The organism is Amycolatopsis aidingensis, assembly GCF_018885265.1.
GTDB lineage: Bacteria > Actinomycetota > Actinomycetes > Mycobacteriales > Pseudonocardiaceae > Amycolatopsis > Amycolatopsis aidingensis.
The window spans coordinates 7021942-7038179 of record NZ_CP076538.1 but is presented as its reverse complement, the minus strand read 5'-3'; the positions used below and the strand labels follow the sequence as shown (position 1 = coordinate 7038179).

Here is a 16238-nt window from a genome sequence, read left to right as displayed (position 1 = left end):
CGTCGGCGTGACTTTCACGACCTACGGCATACTGGCCAGACGCTCGCGGCGAGTACGGGCGCCAAGCTGGCCGATCTGAAGAAGCGGCTCGGGCACGCGTCGGCGGCTGCGGCGCTGCGGTACCTGCATGTGGTGGAAGGCCGCGCCAAGGAGTTGGCGGGTGAGCTGAGCAAGCTTGCCTCGCGGGGTGAAGCGGTGCAGCTTCCGAAGACCATCGTGATCAAGCATTGACGTTGCACGGGAGCTGCACGGGTCGGGCGTGTGGCCCCTCTGACCTGCGGACATGTCTGCGCCTGAAAAGCGGAAGGTCGCCGGTTCGACCCCGGCCACTTTCACCCCTGACCTGCAAGAGGGACCACAGTCACGGGTTTGCTCTTGGCCCAGCACCTGATGGCACTTCAAGATCGCATCGCATCCGACACCCTCGGCAAGCAATACTGCAAAGTATAGCGGCATCGCTATATAACGCAGACATGCCGCATGCTCATACACTTGCTCTTCTTGCCGACATCGCGGAGGACCAGGGGCCTTTCACCCGGCGGCAGGCCGAGGCGACCGGGATGGCGTGGAGCACCCTCGCCCGTATGACTGCCGAAGACCCTGTGCTGGCGGCGTGAACACTGACCCCCGCCTGAGTGGAGCCGGGGCGCGCACGGCCGTTCTCAGCGGCCGGAACGGGGCGGCAGCGTGACGCTCTGCCGGTCCGGGGTGACGGTCCACTCCCATGCCGACAACGGCGGCTCGCCGCGTTCGACCCACCACCGGTAGGCCGCCTCGGCGGCATCCCACAACCGGCGCGGCCCGAACTGGCGCACCACATAACGGCCCTTGCGCTCCGGGACGACGGTGGCCCACGACCCGGACAGCGGATCACGCAGCCACGCCACCCCGGGCCGGTCCCCGGTGCGCTCCCACACGTTCACCCGGCACGACGGCACCGCTACCGCGATCGGCCAACGGTGATCATCGGCCAGCAACGGCACCCACGGCGCAAGATCGGTATACGTGACCTCGGCCGACGGATCGTCAAACCGTTGCGCCCCAACAGGATCGGACGCGACACGGTGCGAACGCAACTCCATGAATCCGACTTGCATGTCGGCAGCGCGTCCGGTCGCGGTGCCGTCCTCGCCGACGACGAACCGCACCAGCGGACCGGACGCGAGATCGGCCCGCATCGGCGCGAGGATCACCCCGCCCGGCAGGGTATGGGCCACCCACGGATACGGAAACTGTCCTATGCGGACACTCGCCGTCGCGATCACCCGATCCACCCGGTCCGGCAGGACATCGGCCACGCCATCGGCCAGTCGGGCGTCCACCTCGGTGAAACCGGCGGCCTCCAGACGCTTCCGCGCTTCCGCCGCCAACACCGGGTCAATCTCCACCGTAGTGACTTTCCCTTGCGCCCCAACGATATGCCCCAGCAGAGCGGCGCTCCACCCGGTACCGGTGCCGACCTCGAACACCACATGCCCCGGCCGCACGTCCAACTCGGTCAACATGCCCACCACCACCGACGGCATGGACGCCGAACAGGTCGGCCGGTCGCCGACCTCCGGCCACTCGGTCGCCCCATCATCGAACTGGGTCACGATGACGCGATTCGCGTACACCGCCGCCAACCACCGGTCTGGTTCCTCGGTCCGGTCCACCGGCTGATACGTCCCGTCCGCAATCTCCTGCACCCACATCCGGGCCGGAATGAACCACTCGCGCGGCACCGCCTCCAGCGCGCGGAGGCAGTCGGCCGGGAGGTTCCCGGCCGACTGCAATTCTTCGATCAGCGCGCGAACGCCGTCATCGCTGGCAGCGATGGTCACTTGTCGTCCTCGTACTTGTCCGGGTCCAAGTCCTTGCCGGTCTTGCCGGTCTGCTTGTCGTCCTCCACCGAGTGATCGTTTTTGTCCTTGCCCACTGCCGTGGCCTCCTTCGATCTCATTCACCCTACGAATCCGCGCCGGTCGCGCGGAACCGTGCTCGCTCGCCCGGACCCACGGCCCCGGCCGGCGCAGTCGGCCGGATACTGACCGGCCGCCGTCTCTCCATCGGCACCCCGCACCCGGGAACCGGGCGAAGTACCCCCATCGGGGCGTCCGGATGCCCCGGCGGGTCGATCGTGAGCACCGCCCGCAACGTCCAGGCCGCCGAGGCGTGGTAGTGCCACGAGACCAACTCCGGGGCGAACACGTCCGTGTCCGGGAACGTCGGCACCCGGTAGGCGCTCGCGTCGTCCTCGCCGCGCAGGATCACCACATCCGCGCAGGTATCCCACTGGAACACGTGCGCCACCACCTCCGGCGAATCCTTCGGACCGAACACGAACAGCACCCACCCACGGCGGCGAAGCTCGGCCAGCAACTCGTCAACCTCGGAACAAGGCACGCTCCGCCGCCTCCCGCCACTCGTCCGCCACCAAGGCGAGCCCGCTTACCACTGCCGAGCCGAGGACACAGAACGCCATAAGCGCCAAAACGGCCGTGAACGACATCCGACGCCCCCTTTCCTGGTTGGGCCGACCCGGCCGGGCCGGGGTGACTTCGGGGGAAGTCGATCACCGACCGGGACGGCCTCACCCTGTAGCCTCGTCATCACAGTGGGGCAATGTGAATAGGTTTGGCGTCTACCGGCGTCTACAGGTGGTGAACGGTGTCTGACCTCGGCGCGAACCTGCGGGCGGCCCGCGAGGCCGCCGGGGTGAGTCTGTCCGCGATGGCAGCCCGCACCCACTACAGCAAGCCGCTTCTCGGTCTGCTGGAGAATGGGAAACGTGCGCTCAAGCCCGTGCATGTCACCGCCTACGCCCGAGCCTTGAACGTCTCGGTGGAGACCCTCTACGGGCCGCCGGAGGACCCGCTCAGGGTCGCTCATGAATGGCTCGTGGCCGACACCCCGGCCGAGGTCCATTCGACAGCCGGGCGGCGAGTCGGTGCGACGCTGGCGAGCAGGCTGGAAGACCGCGTAATCGAACTCCGTCACCTGGACGACGTGATCGGCGGACGGGACCTCTTTCCGTTGGTACACAAGGAACTCACCAGTGCTCAGGGCGTCGTCAAGGATGCGAGCTACACCGAGCGAACCGGCCGCCGACTGCTGACCGTGGTCGGCGAACTGGCCCAGCTCGCCGGATGGGTTGCCAGCGACGCCGGGCACTACACCGAGGCTGAGCGCGTCTACCTCTCCGGCGTGTCCGCCGCCCGTGACGCGGGCGACCGCGCACTCGCCGGGCAACTCCTGTCCAGCCTGAGCTATCAGATTGCCAACGTCGGCAATCCCGCCGACGCGGCTCTACTGGCCCGCTCGGCGGTCGTGGGCACACAGGACCAGACCACGCCGGTTGTCCGGACGCTGCTGCTGGAGCGGATGGCATGGGCGAGCGCTCGCGCCAGGGACCACGACGGTACCCAGCGGGCGTTGGACGCGGTGGACGACGCCTACGAGCAACGATCCGCCGGAGCCGAGGAACCGGAGTGGGTCTACTGGCTGGACCGAAAGGAGATCGAGGTGATGGCCGGGCGCTGCCTGATCGAACTGGGCGACCCGCTCGCCGCTGAACCCCTGCTGTCCGGTGCCATTGCGGTCTACACCCCCGAGCACGCCCGAGAGGTCGCCCTCTACCAGACATGGCTAGCCGAGTCCTACGCCCGCGCCGGGATGTTCGACGCCGCCCGCGACACGATCACCCGCGCCCGCAAGACCGCGCAAGGGGTGAACTCCACCCGGCTGGACCTCCGCATCGGCACTGTGGAGAGTCTGCTAACCACGTAGAACGCCGCTAGGCCAAACGGGTGGTCTTGCTTGGCTGGCTCCATATTTCCGTAGGTCGCCACCCTGCTGACTTGTGATGTCACACGTGGGGTATCGCCTCGGGGACGCCTTCCTCGACCGGCAGGCCCTGCGCCTGCATGCTGGAGAAGGGACCGGCGGCCTCCCCAGTGCGCCCCCACCGGAGGAGCCGGTGGGGGCGTGAACCCCGGGAAGGTCAGAGGGTATTCAGGTCGATGGCCGCCGCCATGGCGTGCATCCCCGCGTCGTTGGGGTGCAGGGCGTCTCCGCTGTCGTAGGCGGGGTTCAGCCGGTCCGGGTCGTTCGGGTCGGCGAGGGCGCGGTCGAGGTCCACCACGACGTCGTAGGCCCCGCTGGTGCGGATCCACTCGTTCACCGCGTCCCGGATCCGCTCACCTTCCTGGGTGTAGTAGCCGGCGCCCTTGTACGGCAGCAGGGTGGCCCCGATGACCTTGACCCCCTCCTGCTTCGCCGCGCGGATCAGCTGCCGGTGTCCCGCGATCAGTTCCTCGGCGGTCACCTCCCGCTTCGGCAGCCCGCACTCGCCGGGCACGTCGAGCGCGCTGAACCCGATGTCGTTGATCCCTTCCAGCACGATCACCGTGCGCACCCCCGGCTGGTCGAGCACATCCCGCTCGAACCGCGCGATCCCCTTCTCCCCGAAGCACGGGGAGTCGCTCAGCACCCGGTTGCCGCTGATGCCCGCGTTCAGCACGCCCAGCGGCTTGCCCGCGGCGACCAGTCGCTCGGCGAGCTCGTTCGGGTAGCGGTTGTTCGCGCCGACGGTGGAACCGAAGCCGTCGGTGATCGAGTCACCGAAGGTCGCCACCGAGCCACGGTGCCACGGCAGCCAGCCGATCACGTCCACCCCGGACAGGTAGTACCAGGACTGGCTGGTCTCGTCGAAGGCCCGGCCGGACCGGTCGAACCGGCGGTCGCCCTCGGCCCGGTAGCTGAGCTCACTCGCCAGGTTGTGCTGGGTACTCGGCCCGGTGGACCCGGCGAAATACAGCGTCACCGACAGCTCGTCCAGTGCCGCGGTCGGCAGCAACACCGGATCGCTTGCCAGCGTCCCGCCCGCCCCGATCACGGTGGACTTCGCGCCGCGGAAGGTCAGCGGCCGCAGCGTGCCAGGGCGTACCGCCGCTCCCTCGCCCGCCTTGGCGACGGTGGCACCGGTCAGCCGCAGCGGCGCGGCCCCGTACTCGTTGGACAGCCGTACCCGCAGGGTGGGGCCGCCGGTGCTGACCCGGACCACCTGCCGCACGGAATGATTGTCAAAGCCCTCCGCGGACCATCCGGACTCTCCCCACGGCGGCGCGCTCGCCTGCTGCACCGAACCCGACCACGCACCCACCCAACCCGGATGCCAGTTCTCCTTCGCGCTCGCCGTCGGCGTCACCAGTGCCAGTGCTGTGCCGATCGTGACCAGGACGGCGAGCATGCGTCGTGCGTTTCTCGATACGCTCATACCCGGCAAACTACGGTCGCCCACCGACAGTTCCCGCCGACAACGCCCGGCGGAAACCGGAGTATGCCTACACTTCGCGGTCCCAGTCGATGTGGTACCCGGCGAAGGAGCCGGTGCTGCCGCCGCCACCGCCCGCCTTGCGCAGCTTCCGCGGCAGCACCAGGTCCCTGAGCATCCGCTTGACCGGGCCGGGCGTGGCGTTCGCGCTCATCCCGGCACTGGTTGCCACCAGCGACTCGACCCGCTGCCTGCGCAACCGTTCGTACTCCGCGAACGCCGCACCGGTCCCCTCCCGGTCGCGCAGGCACTTGGCCAGCACCACGGAGTCCTCCACGGCCATCGAAGCGCCCTGCGCAGCCTCCGGTGTGGCCGCGTGCGCGGCATCCCCGATGATGATCATCGAGTCACGGTGCCAGGTCGGCACCGAGCCGAGGTCGTAGGCATTGCTCACCACGATCCGCTCGCTGCCCGCGACCAGCTCCGCGGCCGGGGTGCGGTCCCTGGCGAACAACCGGGAGAACTCCCGCCTGCCACGCTCCAGCGGTACCTCGCCCAGCTCCGCCCTCGGCCGCTCCGCGGCGGGGACATTGGCGAACCACCAGGTGGTGCCGTCCGGCGCGGTGGTGCAGCCGAAGAAGGCGCGCCTGCCGTAGATCATCCGGTAGGTGTCGGTCGGGGTCGCCCAGGCTCCGGGGGTGTACCCGCAGACGGTGTTGCGCTCGGCGTAGCGCGGCCGCGGCGCGGCGGGGTCGATCAGCGGCCGGATCGCGGAGTGCACCCCGTCGGCACCGATCAGCAGGTCCCCCTCGGCCGTGGTGCCATCGGCGAAGGTGGCGCGCACCCGGCCGTCCTGCGCGGTGGTGGCGCCGGTACACCGCTTGCCGTGCTCGATCCGGATCCCCCGCCGCGCCGCCTCGTCATGCAGCACCCGGTACAACCCCGCCCGGCTGAGCGTGCGCGGGCCCGGCCGCCCTGGCTCAGCGGTGAGGTTCAGCTCGCCGAGCCGCTTTCCGGTGCCGCTGACCAGTTCCGCCCTTCGCGCGGGGAAGGACTCCGCGCGGACCGCCTCCTCGGCCCGCACCGCGCGCAGCGCGTCCAGCCCGTTGCTCATCACGGTCAGGAAGGCGCCGACGTCATCGGCGCCGGTGGGATAGGCCTCGTAGATCACCGCGCCGATTCCGGCCTGCCGCAACGCCATCGCGGTCACCGCCCCCGCGATACCGCCCCCGATGATCAGTGCCTGCGTCATGATTCCTCCCGTTGATCCGTCCGCAGGGCCCTGGCGAGCGCAACGAGCTCGCCGACATCGGCGTGCAGCCCATCGGCCGCGGGCAGCGCCACCGGGTTCGCCCGGCGCGGCACGGCCTCGCCACCGCGGTAGGCCCGCAAGGCCGTGCGCAGCCGTGGTGCCAGCGCCTCGCTGCCCTCGCCCTGCCCGGAAGGAAGGTACGGGCTGATCCGGACCAGGCCATCCCGGCACTCGATGGCCCGCCGGTAGTAACGGCGGTGCACACCGCGCAGGCTGAGCAGGTCCCACCAACGACGCCCCGGTACCCTGCCCAGCGCGTCCTCGGGGAACGCCCCGTGCAGTATCGTCCACAATGGACTTAGTTGATGGTAGGCCCGCAGGTGCTGCCACCACACCCGCAAGGCCGCCAGCCTGGTCGCCGCGCCGGGATAGCTCACCCCGACGATGAACAGCAGGATCCCGGGCAGCACGGTGAACGAGACGGCGGGAAACACCGGCTCCGGCAGGGTGCCCCCGGCCCAGAACGCGGCCACCACCAGCACCAGCAGCGAGGCGCCGAACACCATCAGCGCCAGGCCGGTCGAGGTGAGCATCAGGCCCCTCGCCAGCCGTGGCTCGGCGCCCCGCGCGTACCGGCGGGTCCAGCCGAACGCGCTGCCGAGGCCGTAGACCAGGTACAGGTCCACCGCGAGGTAGAACATCGCCACGGTGCCGACCGGATAGTCCGCGGGCGCCGTGCCGTCCGGGGTGCTGACCGCGGCCAGTACCAGCACGCAGAGCACGAAGGCCAGCGGCAGCAGCTGCCACCGCGCCCGGCGCCGGGCGGCCGCGGGTTCCAGCACGGAGAACAGGAAGAAGCAGATCAGCGCGTAGACCATCACCAGCAGCAGCACCCAATGCGCCACCATCAGTGACATCGGTCCGGCTTCCGGCTGAGTCATGTTCCCGCCGGCTAGGCCGATCGGGTAGGCCGCGGCCGCGCAACCGAGGCAGAGCGTGACCATCCGCAGCGGGTAGTCCCGCGGGGCACGGGCGAGCTGGTACAGCTTCCACAGCAGCGCCGCGTACAGCAGGACGCCCTGGACGATCGTCATCGCCAAGACGGGACTCACCTGGCGATCACAACCAGCCGAGCCGGTCGCCGAGCGCGGTCTCCATCCGCTGCGCGGCCGCCTCCTGCGAGGACGGTGGCGCCACCCGGTCCAGCACCGAGGCCCATTCCAGGATGATCGTGGCCACCGTCTCGGCCTCGCGCTCGTGCTCGGTGTCGTATGAGGTCCGGCGCAGCGCGCTGCGCACAGCCTCCGGCGCGAGATCGGGGTAGCGACTGCTCAGGTCGTCCCGCTCGGGGTCGGGGTACAGCTCGGTCAGCAGCGAGTCGTCCAGCTGGTCGCTGTGGTGACCTGCCAGGATGTGCCCGAGCTCGTGCAGGATGATGTGTCCCTGGTGTGCCTTGCTGGTCTCCTGCTGGTACAGGATGTAGTCGGCCCGCGGCGTGGTGACCCACACGCCGAACGGGCCGGGTACCGGGATCGGGTGCGGGATCAGCCGGATCGGCTTACCGCGCTGCTGCCCGACGCGCCGGCACAGCTCGGCGACGTCCAGGGGCGGCCGGATGTCCAGCTCCTTCAGCAGCCGCCTGCACCGGCGGCGTAGTTCTCGCTCGCGCACCAGTCAGCACCCCGGCCGGCAGGTGGGTCGGTTCTTCCGCCGCATCCCTGGAACCGTAGCGATCCACCCGCCCACTTCGGCACGCGCATTCGAGTGTCACCCGTTCGGCGGATCAGACTTTCCGGCCTGTTCCTCGCGATACACCACGTCGAGCAGCTCCATCACCAGCCGCCTGCGGCCGGGGGACAACTCGCCCGCGCGCATGGCCATCAGCTGCGCCTCGCTCCCGGCCGCGATCTCGTTCAGCCGGGCCTGCTCGCACTTCAGCGACTCCAGCTGCTGGTCGACCCGGTCGGTCACCTCGTCGTCGAAGAAGTAGCTCACCGGCACGCCGAAGAACCCGGCCAGCGCCTGCAGGTGCTTGAAGGTCGGGTTGTCCTTCTTCGACTTCCGCAGCTGCCAGATGTAGCTCTGGGAGATCTTCACGTCGCCCTGCGCACTGATGGCCGCCGCCACCTGTTCATTGCTGTACTCCTCGCCGTCCCGCGGCGTCTTGTTCTGGAACAGGTGGTTGAGCTTGTCGGCCAGGCTCCGTTGCGGCTGCGCCCGATCTGCCTGCTCGACCATCGTGACCTCCCCATGGCCCGGTCGCGCTTCCACTATCGGAAACGCCTGCGCGAACGATGTCTTCGTCCTCAGTTGAAACGTCCGCATTGTCAGTCTAGGCTCCACACGTGAGCAGCTCCACTGACGTGAAGGAGTATAGCGGTCGGACGCTGTACGCGAGTGCGAGCCACCACCCCCGGTCCTGGGGGTCCGGGGGAGGTTCTCCGCTGGTACCGCGTCCGGAAGCGCTGGCAGGGCTGCTGGAGAGAGGAAACTGGGACGAGTACGCGGCGGGGGTGCTCCGCGGGCTGGGCGGTCAGGCCGCGGCGTTGCTGCTACTCGACTTCGATCGGTTCGAGGCGGTCAATGACGCATACGGTCACCAGGCCGGTGATCTGGTCCTGGAGGCCATGGCCGGAGTGCTCACGGCCGAGGTGCGCGCGATCGACCTGGTCGGCCGGTTCGAGAGCGCCGGCGGTCACCGGTCCGACCGGTTCCTCATCCTGTTGCCCGCTGCCGGGTCGCAGTTCGGGCTGGCGGCGGCGCACCGCATCCGGATCAGGGTCAGGGAGAAGGCGGTCGGCATCCGCTCGCCCAGCGGGCAGCAGGTGATGCTGGCCGGGCTCACGGCCTCGATCGGCGTCGCCGTGCATGCGGCCGCCGACGAGGACCTCACCGATTTGCTCCGGCAGGCCGACGACGCCCTGTCGCGGGCAAAGGGGGAGGGGCGGGACCGGGTCGCACTCGCCGAAGCCGCCTGCTGACCGGGCCGGAACCGGCCGCGGTTCAGACCCGCGCGCCGCGCAACCGGTCCAGCAGCCGCCGAACCCAGCTCCGCGCGGGCTCGCGTCCGCCATGGATGGTGACCTCCGCGTTGAACGCCACATGGTTCTTGATGCGGTAGGCCAGCGGGGTGGGATGGCGGTACCGCCAGGCGGCGTTCGGGCTGGCCGCTTCGGGGCAGACCAGCGTGTAGTAGCTGGCTACGCCCTTCCACGGGCAGAGCGTCCTGGTCCCGCTCTCGGCGAAGAACTCGCGGTTGAGTGACTCCGGCGGGAAGTAGTGCCTGCCCTCCAGCCGGACGGTGCGTGGCGTCTCGGCCAGCACCACCCCGTTCCACACCGCACGCAACATGCCGTACCCCTCTCCGGTTCGCCCATCCAGTGTCGGGTCTGGCAGGCGCGCGAGACAATGCGAACCGTCATGACGTGTACACCTAGGGTCTGCGATGACGCCGGTCGGGTGACAGCATGGGACATCGGGTAAGGAACAGACTGAGAGCCTGAGTGCAGGAACAGACACTGAGATGAGGCGCGCCATGTCCGAGGCAGTCGATGTCGTCGTCGTGGGGATGGGTCCTGGCGGTGAGGCCGTCGCCGCGCAGCTGGCCGAGGCCGGATTATCCGTGGTGGGCATCGAGTCCCGGCTGGTCGGTGGCGAGTGCCCCTACTACGGATGCGTGCCGAGCAAGATGATGGTCCGGGCCGCCGACGCGCTCGCCGAGGCGCGGCGGGTACCGGCGCTGGCCGGCGCGACCGAGGTACGGCCGGACTTCACCCCGGTGGCCAAGCGTATCCGGGAGGAGGCCACCACCGACTGGGACGACCAGGTGGCCGTGGAACGCTTCACCGCCACCGGCGGCCGGTTCGTCCGGGGCCGGGCGAAGATCACCGGGCCGGGCCGGGTGGCGGTCGAGGGACAGGAGTTCACCGCCGCGAAGGCGATCGTGCTGAACACCGGGACCGACCCCGCGATCCCACCGGTCGAGGGCCTGGCAGGCACCCCGTTCTGGACCAACCGCGAGGCGCTGCAGGCGGAGCAGGCACCAGGGTCACTGATCGTGCTGGGTGGCGGCGCGATCGGCCTTGAGCTGGCGCAAGCGTTTGCCCGGTTCGGCTCCACGGTGGATGTGGTGGAGCTGGCCGACCACCTGCTGCCGGCGGAGGAACCGGAGGCGGCGGAGGTGGTCACCGGGGTGTTCACCGCCGAGGGCATCGGCGTGCACACCGGGGTGGGCGCGCAGGCGGTGCGGCACGACGGCGAGGCGTTCACCGTCACCCTGCCGGACCGCGAGCTGCGGGCCGAGCGGCTGCTGGTGGCCACCGGCCGCCGCACCGATCTCGCCGGCCTCGGCCTGGACTCCATCGGACTGGACACCGAGGGCAGGTTCCTCGAGCCGGACGGGCACATGCGGGTCGCCGATGGCGTCTACGCGATCGGCGATATGACCGGCAAGGGCGCCTTCACGCATATGTCCATGTACCAGGCGGGGATCGCGGTCCGGTCCATTCTCGGCCAGGACGGCAAGAGCGCGGAGTACCACGCGGTGCCGCGGGTGACCTTCACCGATCCGGAGGTCGGCGCGGTCGGGCTGACCGAGCGGGAGGCCCGCGAGCGGGACATCCCGGTGCGCACCGCCGTGGCCGAGCTGCCGAGCTCCGCTCGGGGCTGGATCCACAAGGCGGGCAACGAGGGTCTGATCAAGCTGGTGGAGGACGCGGAACTCGGCTTCCTGGTCGGCGCCACCGCGGTCGGCCCGGCAGGCGGGGAGATCCTGTCCGGGCTCGCCGTGGCGGTGCACGCCCAGCTGCCGGTCGAGCGGCTCCGGCAGATGATCTTCGCCTACCCCACCTTCCACCGGGCGATCGAGGATGCGCTCGGCAAGCTGGGTTGAGCGCAGGGCCGCCGCGGGCCGGGGCTGGTCACCCGCGCAGGCCGGGGAACTGGTCGTCCCGCCACTCCGCGCCCGCGCGCCGCCCGGCCGTTTCCTGGTCCTGCTCGCGGGCGCGCAGCTCGACCCTGCGGATCTTGCCGGAGATCGTCTTCGGCAGCTCGGCGAACTCCAGCCTGCGGATCCGCTTGTACGGTGCGAGGTGCTCGCGGGCGTACCGCAGGATCGCCTCCGCGGTGGACTCGTCGGCGGCCCAGCCCGCGGCCAGCACCACATAGGCCTTCGGCACCGCCAGCCGCAGCTCGTCCGGGGCAGGCACCACGGCGGCCTCGGCCACCGCATCGTGCTCCAGCAGCACGCTCTCCAGCTCGAACGGCGAGATCCGGTAGTCCGAGGCCTTGAACACGTCGTCGGTACGGCCGACGTAGGTGATGTAGCCCTGCTCGTCCCGGGAGCCGACGTCCCCGGTGTGGTAGTAGCCGTCCCGCATCACCTCGGCGTTGCGCTCCTCGTCCCCGTGATAGCCGACCATCAGGCCGAGCGGCCGGTGCGCGAGGTCGATGCAGATCTCGCCGTCCGGGCCGGGTTCCCCGGTCGCCGGATCGACCAGGGTGATCACGTAGCCCGGCGTCGGGCGCCCCATCGACCCTGGCTTGATCGGCTGGCCGGGGGTGTTGGCGACCTGCACGGTGGTCTCGGTCTGGCCGTAGCCGTCCCGGATGGTGATCCCCCATGCCTTGCGCACCTGCTCGATCACCTCGGGGTTGAGCGGCTCGCCCGCGCCGACCACCTTCGCGGGCGGGGTGCGCAGCGAGCCGAGGTCGGCCTGGATCAGCATCCGCCACACCGTCGGCGGGGCGCAGAAGCTGGTCACCCCGCACCGGTCCATTTCGGACAGCAACCGGTTCGCGTCGAACCGGGAGTAGTTGTGGATGAACACCGTCGCGCCCGCGTTCCACGGGGCGAACACGTTGCTCCAGGCGTGCTTGGCCCAGCCGGGGGAGGAGATGTTCAGGTGCACGTCCCCTGGTTCCAGCCCGATCCAGAACATCGTGGACAGATGACCGACCGGATAGGACGCGTGCGTGTGCTCGACCAGCTTCGGCTGCGCCGTGGTCCCGGAGGTGAAGTACAGCAGGAAGGGATCGTTCGCCCTGGTGGGCGCGTCCGGATGGAACTCGCCGGGCGCGGTGTAGGCCTCGGCGTAGTGCAGCCAGCCGTGCACCGGCTCGCCAACCGCGATCCGCGTGTAGTCGCCTGCCACCTCGGCGAACTTGCCGGTGTCGGCCGAACCCACCACCACATGCCGCGCGTTGCCGCGCCGCACCCGGTCGGTCAGGTCCGCGGGTGCGAGCAGGGTGGTCGCCGGGATCACCACGGCGCCCAGCTTCATCGCGGCGAGCAGGGTCTCCCACAGCTCCACCTGGTTGCCCAGCATCAGGATGATCCGGTCGCCGCGCCGCACCCCGTGCCCGCGCAGCCAGCAGGCCACCTGGTCGCTGCGGTACGCCAGTTCGGCGAAGGTCCACCTGCCCTCGGAGCCGTCCTCCTCGACGATCCACAGTGCGGTGGTGTCCGCGCTGCCGGGATCACTCGCCAGGTGGCCGAACCAGTCGATCGCCCAGTTGAACTCGCCTAGCTCCGGCCAGCGGAAGTCACGGTAGGCCGTCGGATAGTCCTCCCGGTTGCGCAGCAGGAACTCCCGCGCGGCCTGGAAAGCCTGCATACTCGTGCTCGCCGCAGTCATCTCGTCTCCCGTGTGCGTGCTGGTGCCTGGATCGTCGGCCCTGGCCAGGCTAGCCACCACCCCCATCTGGGTACCCGTGCTCGGGCCGCACGACCATGACCGGGCAGGTCGCGTGGTGGATCAGTGCCTGGCTGGTGGACCCGAGCAGCAGGCCGCGGAACCCGCCGCGGCCGCGGCTGCCGACCACCAGCAACCGCGCCACCTCACCCCACTCCAGTAGCTGGTGGCGTGGCCGGTCCTTGGCGACGACCTTGTGCACCACCACATCCGGGTACTCCGCCTGCCAGCCTGCCAGCCGCTCGGCCAGCACCCTGCGCTCGGCGTCCTCGACCGGCTCCCACTCGAACTCCATCCGGGCGGCGCTGAACACGACATCGGTGTCGGCATCGCTCCAGGTGTGCACGGCCACCAGCTCGGCACCGCGTAGCGAGGCCTGCTCGAAGGCATGTCCGGTGGCCTGCTCGCTGAGCTCGCTGCCATCCACCCCGACCACGACCGGCCCGGTCTCCGGTGGGTCGCCGTGCACGGAGACCACCGGGCAGTGCGCGTGGGTAGCCAGCGCGACCGTGGTCGAACCGAGCAACAGGCCGACGAAGCCACCGTGCCCGCTGGTGCCGAGCACCACCATCCGCGCGGCCTCGGACGCCCTGAGCAGCAACGGAACCGGTGCGTCGGTCTCCAGCCTGGTCCGGGCCCTGATCCCGGCCGCGTCCTCGGCATGGCGCTCGGCCGTGGACAGTGCGTCCTCACCCTGCTCCCGCAACTGTTGCTGGAGCACCTCCGACGGCGGTGCGGCGGCACCCACGTAGAGGTCCGGGTAGCCGGCCGCGTGCACCAGCTCCAGTGGCGCGTGCTGGCGGGCCGCGGTCAGCGCGGCCCAGCGGACCGCCGCGAGCGCCCGCTCCGAACCGTCCACCCCGGCCACAACCGGGGCGTTGCCGGGATGTGCCGTTCCCATCCGGCTCCTCCTGTCCGATGACTGCCCTGCCATGGTCGGACGCGGCGGGCGCTCGTGCACGGGGACCGGAGGTCCTCGAGGGTTGGTTTGTCTTTTTCGTTTTGTCAAGACTACTCAGAAGGGTGAATTGTTACGCCGCACCACTGTGCTGTTTATGACAGTTTTTTGCTGCTGATCGCCGTGTGTTAGGTGCGGGTGGCAGAACGAATTGGTTGACGGCGCGGCGGGGGCGCTGTTAAGGCCACGCGCTGTCCTTAGTGGTCTAGATGTGTTGGTGTGCCTTGTGGTCGGCCCAGATCACGATCCGGTACAGCACGTACCCCCAAGTGCTGCCGCGGAATCCGGCTTTGCTTTAATGCCGTCCTCCCTTCCGCATGATCGACGTTCAGGACGTGATTGATGGAAAGACCCGCTGAGTTTCAGAACCACCCGATCGGCGGTATTCGTCATCCCCGCCGAGGAGGCTTCGCCAAGCGACTGCTCGCGGTCGGTGCCATTGCCCTGCTGACCTTGCTGACCTCGGCCTGTGGTGGCGAGGAGGTGCCCGGCGCGCCCCAGGCGCTGAGCGCTGAGGAGATCGCCGCGCTGCCCGAGGCCACCACCTACGGCAAGGTGCCGGACGCGCCCGAGGACCCGCGCCCGAACGAGGCGGTCGCCGGTGAGGTGATTCACCCCGAGGACGAACTCGTCGTCTACGCCGCCGCGGGCAGTGACCCGATCGCCCGGCTGCCGGTGAAACAGATCGAGTCGCCGACCTGGGTGCCGGTGATCGAGCGGCAGGGCGACTGGGCGCAGATCCTGCTGCCGTCCCGGCCGAACACCTCGGCGGGCTGGGTGCACGTACCCGAGGGCACCGTCGAGTCCGCCAACAACGACTACATCGTGCACGTCGACCTTGCCGCCTACCAGCTGCGGATCACCAAGGGCGACGAGCAGATCGGCGAGTGGAAGGTGGGGATCGGCAAACCCGAGTACCCCACGCCGAAGGGGCGAGCCTTCATCATCGCCTCGATCGCCGAGACCGAGAACACCTACAGCCCGATCGTTCTGCCGCTGAGCAGCCACTCGGACTCACACGAGACCTTCGGCGGCGGCCCAGGGACGGTCGGTATCCACACCTGGCCGGACAACAGTTTTGTCGGCAAGGCCAACAGCGACGGGTGCATCCGGGTGACCAAGGAAGCCCTGGACCGCCTCGTCAAACTGCCGCTCGGCACGATCGTCAACGTCGCCTGAGCACCGAGCGGTGGTTGCCCCCGAAGTAACGCACGCACGGTTTGTTCGCTCAACCCCCGAAAGGTGAACCCCGTTGTCCAAGAAGAGAACCGCAGCCGCCCTCGGCGCCGGTGCCCTGTCCCTGCTGCTCGTCGGCGGCCTGGCCCCGCACGCGGCGGCCACCGAGGCCGAGGACTCCGCCTACGCCATCGCGGCCAGCAAGCTGGTCACCATCCCGAAGACGCCGCACGTGGTCGGTTCCGGGAAGGAGTCGCTGGTCGCCGCCGACCTGCCGCCCGGCGAGATGCCGCTGCTGCACACCGGTGTGCTGAACGCCGAGGCGGAGCAGGGCTACGCCAAGGCCAGCGTGGCCGAGCTGAAGCTCGACCTGCCCGCCCTGCCCATCTCCGCGGAGAAGATCGTCGCGAAGTGCGACGACCTCACCGGCTCGATCGCCCTGGCCACCGTGCAGATCGGTCCCAAGAAGATCACGCTCGGCGAGCACATCAAGCCGAACACCACGATCGGCGTCGAGGGCCTGGCCACCGTCACGCTGAACAAGCAGACCGAGAACGAGGACGGCTCGCTGACCGTCACCGCCATCTCGGTCAAGGTGCTCGACAAGCTGCAGAGGGTGGACATCTCCTCGGCAACCTGCACCAAGAAGCAGGGCGGCCAGGAGCCCTCCGAGACGACCGGGCCGAGCGAGCCCTCGGAGACCACCGGCCCGAGCGAGCCCTCCGAGACGACCTCGCCGACCAAGCCCGGGGACAACGGTGACAACGGGGACGACGGCGACGACGACCTGCCCGGCGACGAGGCGGACGAGAACGGCAACGCCCCGCAGCCGACCCCGCAGCCGGGACACCTCGACGTGACCGGCTGATTCACCGGCAGAGCCAGGGCCGTGGCCTCCCCAGCGTC

The 16238-nt window shown here is 69.7% G+C and carries 15 protein-coding genes; 5 read left to right on the top strand and 10 right to left on the bottom strand.

Going from position 1 to position 16238, the window contains the following annotated elements; translation table 11 throughout:
- Positions 1-662: 662 nt before the first annotated feature.
- Both KOI47_RS32335 and KOI47_RS32330 read right to left on the bottom strand, forming a co-directional pair.
- Positions 663-1823 (bottom strand): methyltransferase domain-containing protein, encoded by a 1161-nt coding sequence (locus KOI47_RS32335; RefSeq protein WP_232376397.1) that lies wholly within the window; start codon positions 1821-1823, stop codon positions 663-665.
- 124 nt (positions 1824-1947) lie between these two features.
- A complete protein-coding gene (locus KOI47_RS32330) occupies positions 1948-2385 on the bottom strand; it encodes a hypothetical protein (RefSeq protein WP_232376396.1) in 438 nt (145 codons plus the stop codon).
- A 264-nt stretch (positions 2386-2649) separates the two neighbouring features.
- Between KOI47_RS32330 and KOI47_RS32325 the strand changes: the two genes are divergently transcribed.
- Positions 2650-3768 carry a helix-turn-helix domain-containing protein gene (locus tag KOI47_RS32325; protein WP_216210851.1) on the top strand — a complete coding sequence of 373 codons (1119 nt, stop codon included), beginning with the start codon at positions 2650-2652 and terminating at the stop codon, positions 3766-3768.
- Positions 3769-3982: 214 nt separating this feature from the next.
- Here KOI47_RS32325 and KOI47_RS32320 read toward each other — a convergent pair whose 3' ends face one another.
- The 5 genes from KOI47_RS32320 to KOI47_RS32300 all read right to left on the bottom strand — a co-directional run bounded on the left by KOI47_RS32320 (position 3983) and on the right by KOI47_RS32300 (position 8744).
- The gene (locus KOI47_RS32320; protein ID WP_216210849.1) at positions 3983-5257 is read right to left on the bottom strand and encodes an SGNH/GDSL hydrolase family protein; all 1275 of its coding nucleotides are present in this window, start codon (positions 5255-5257) and stop codon (positions 3983-3985) included.
- A 67-nt stretch (positions 5258-5324) separates the two neighbouring features.
- Entirely contained in the window at positions 5325-6506 is a 1182-nt protein-coding gene (locus tag KOI47_RS32315; protein ID WP_216210847.1) for an FAD-dependent oxidoreductase, read from the bottom strand.
- Positions 6503-7618, bottom strand: coding sequence for an MAB_1171c family putative transporter (locus KOI47_RS32310; RefSeq protein WP_216210845.1), 1116 nt, complete (start codon positions 7616-7618; stop codon positions 6503-6505). The genes KOI47_RS32315 and KOI47_RS32310 overlap by 4 nt, the downstream gene beginning before the upstream one ends.
- A 7-nt stretch (positions 7619-7625) precedes the next feature.
- Positions 7626-8177, bottom strand: a complete 552-nt coding sequence (locus KOI47_RS32305) for a hypothetical protein (protein ID WP_216210843.1) — start codon at positions 8175-8177, stop codon at positions 7626-7628.
- A 96-nt stretch (positions 8178-8273) separates the two neighbouring features.
- Complete coding sequence (locus KOI47_RS32300; protein ID WP_216210841.1) at positions 8274-8744, bottom strand: helix-turn-helix domain-containing protein; 471 nt, start codon at positions 8742-8744, stop codon at positions 8274-8276.
- A 107-nt stretch (positions 8745-8851) separates the two neighbouring features.
- Here KOI47_RS32300 and KOI47_RS32295 point away from each other — a divergent pair, with 107 nt between their 5' ends.
- The gene (locus KOI47_RS32295) at positions 8852-9487 is read left to right on the top strand and encodes a GGDEF domain-containing protein (RefSeq protein ID WP_216210840.1); all 636 of its coding nucleotides are present in this window, start codon (positions 8852-8854) and stop codon (positions 9485-9487) included.
- Positions 9488-9509: 22 nt separating this feature from the next.
- On the opposite strand, the gene KOI47_RS32290 is transcribed toward KOI47_RS32295, so the two are convergent.
- The gene (locus KOI47_RS32290; RefSeq protein WP_216210838.1) at positions 9510-9857 is read right to left on the bottom strand and encodes a DUF427 domain-containing protein; all 348 of its coding nucleotides are present in this window, start codon (positions 9855-9857) and stop codon (positions 9510-9512) included.
- A 184-nt stretch (positions 9858-10041) separates the two neighbouring features.
- Here KOI47_RS32290 and KOI47_RS32285 point away from each other — a divergent pair, with 184 nt between their 5' ends.
- Positions 10042-11397 (top strand): dihydrolipoyl dehydrogenase family protein, encoded by a 1356-nt coding sequence (locus tag KOI47_RS32285; protein ID WP_216210835.1) that lies wholly within the window; start codon positions 10042-10044, stop codon positions 11395-11397.
- A 28-nt stretch (positions 11398-11425) separates the two neighbouring features.
- On the opposite strand, the gene KOI47_RS32280 is transcribed toward KOI47_RS32285, so the two are convergent.
- Together KOI47_RS32280 and KOI47_RS32275 are read right to left on the bottom strand one after the other, a co-directional pair.
- Positions 11426-13141, bottom strand: a complete 1716-nt coding sequence (locus tag KOI47_RS32280; RefSeq protein WP_216210833.1) for an AMP-binding protein — start codon at positions 13139-13141, stop codon at positions 11426-11428.
- Positions 13142-13190: 49 nt separating this feature from the next.
- A complete protein-coding gene (locus tag KOI47_RS32275; RefSeq protein ID WP_216210831.1) occupies positions 13191-14099 on the bottom strand; it encodes a universal stress protein in 909 nt (302 codons plus the stop codon).
- Between the two features lie 477 nt (positions 14100-14576).
- Between KOI47_RS32275 and KOI47_RS32270 the strand changes: the two genes are divergently transcribed.
- Both KOI47_RS32270 and KOI47_RS32265 read left to right on the top strand, forming a co-directional pair.
- Positions 14577-15335: a L,D-transpeptidase family protein gene (locus KOI47_RS32270; RefSeq protein WP_232376947.1), complete on the top strand. Its 759-nt coding sequence runs from the start codon at positions 14577-14579 to the stop codon at positions 15333-15335.
- Between the two features lie 73 nt (positions 15336-15408).
- Positions 15409-16200, top strand: a complete 792-nt coding sequence (locus tag KOI47_RS32265; RefSeq protein ID WP_216210827.1) for a choice-of-anchor P family protein — start codon at positions 15409-15411, stop codon at positions 16198-16200.
- Positions 16201-16238: the final 38 nt, after the last annotated feature.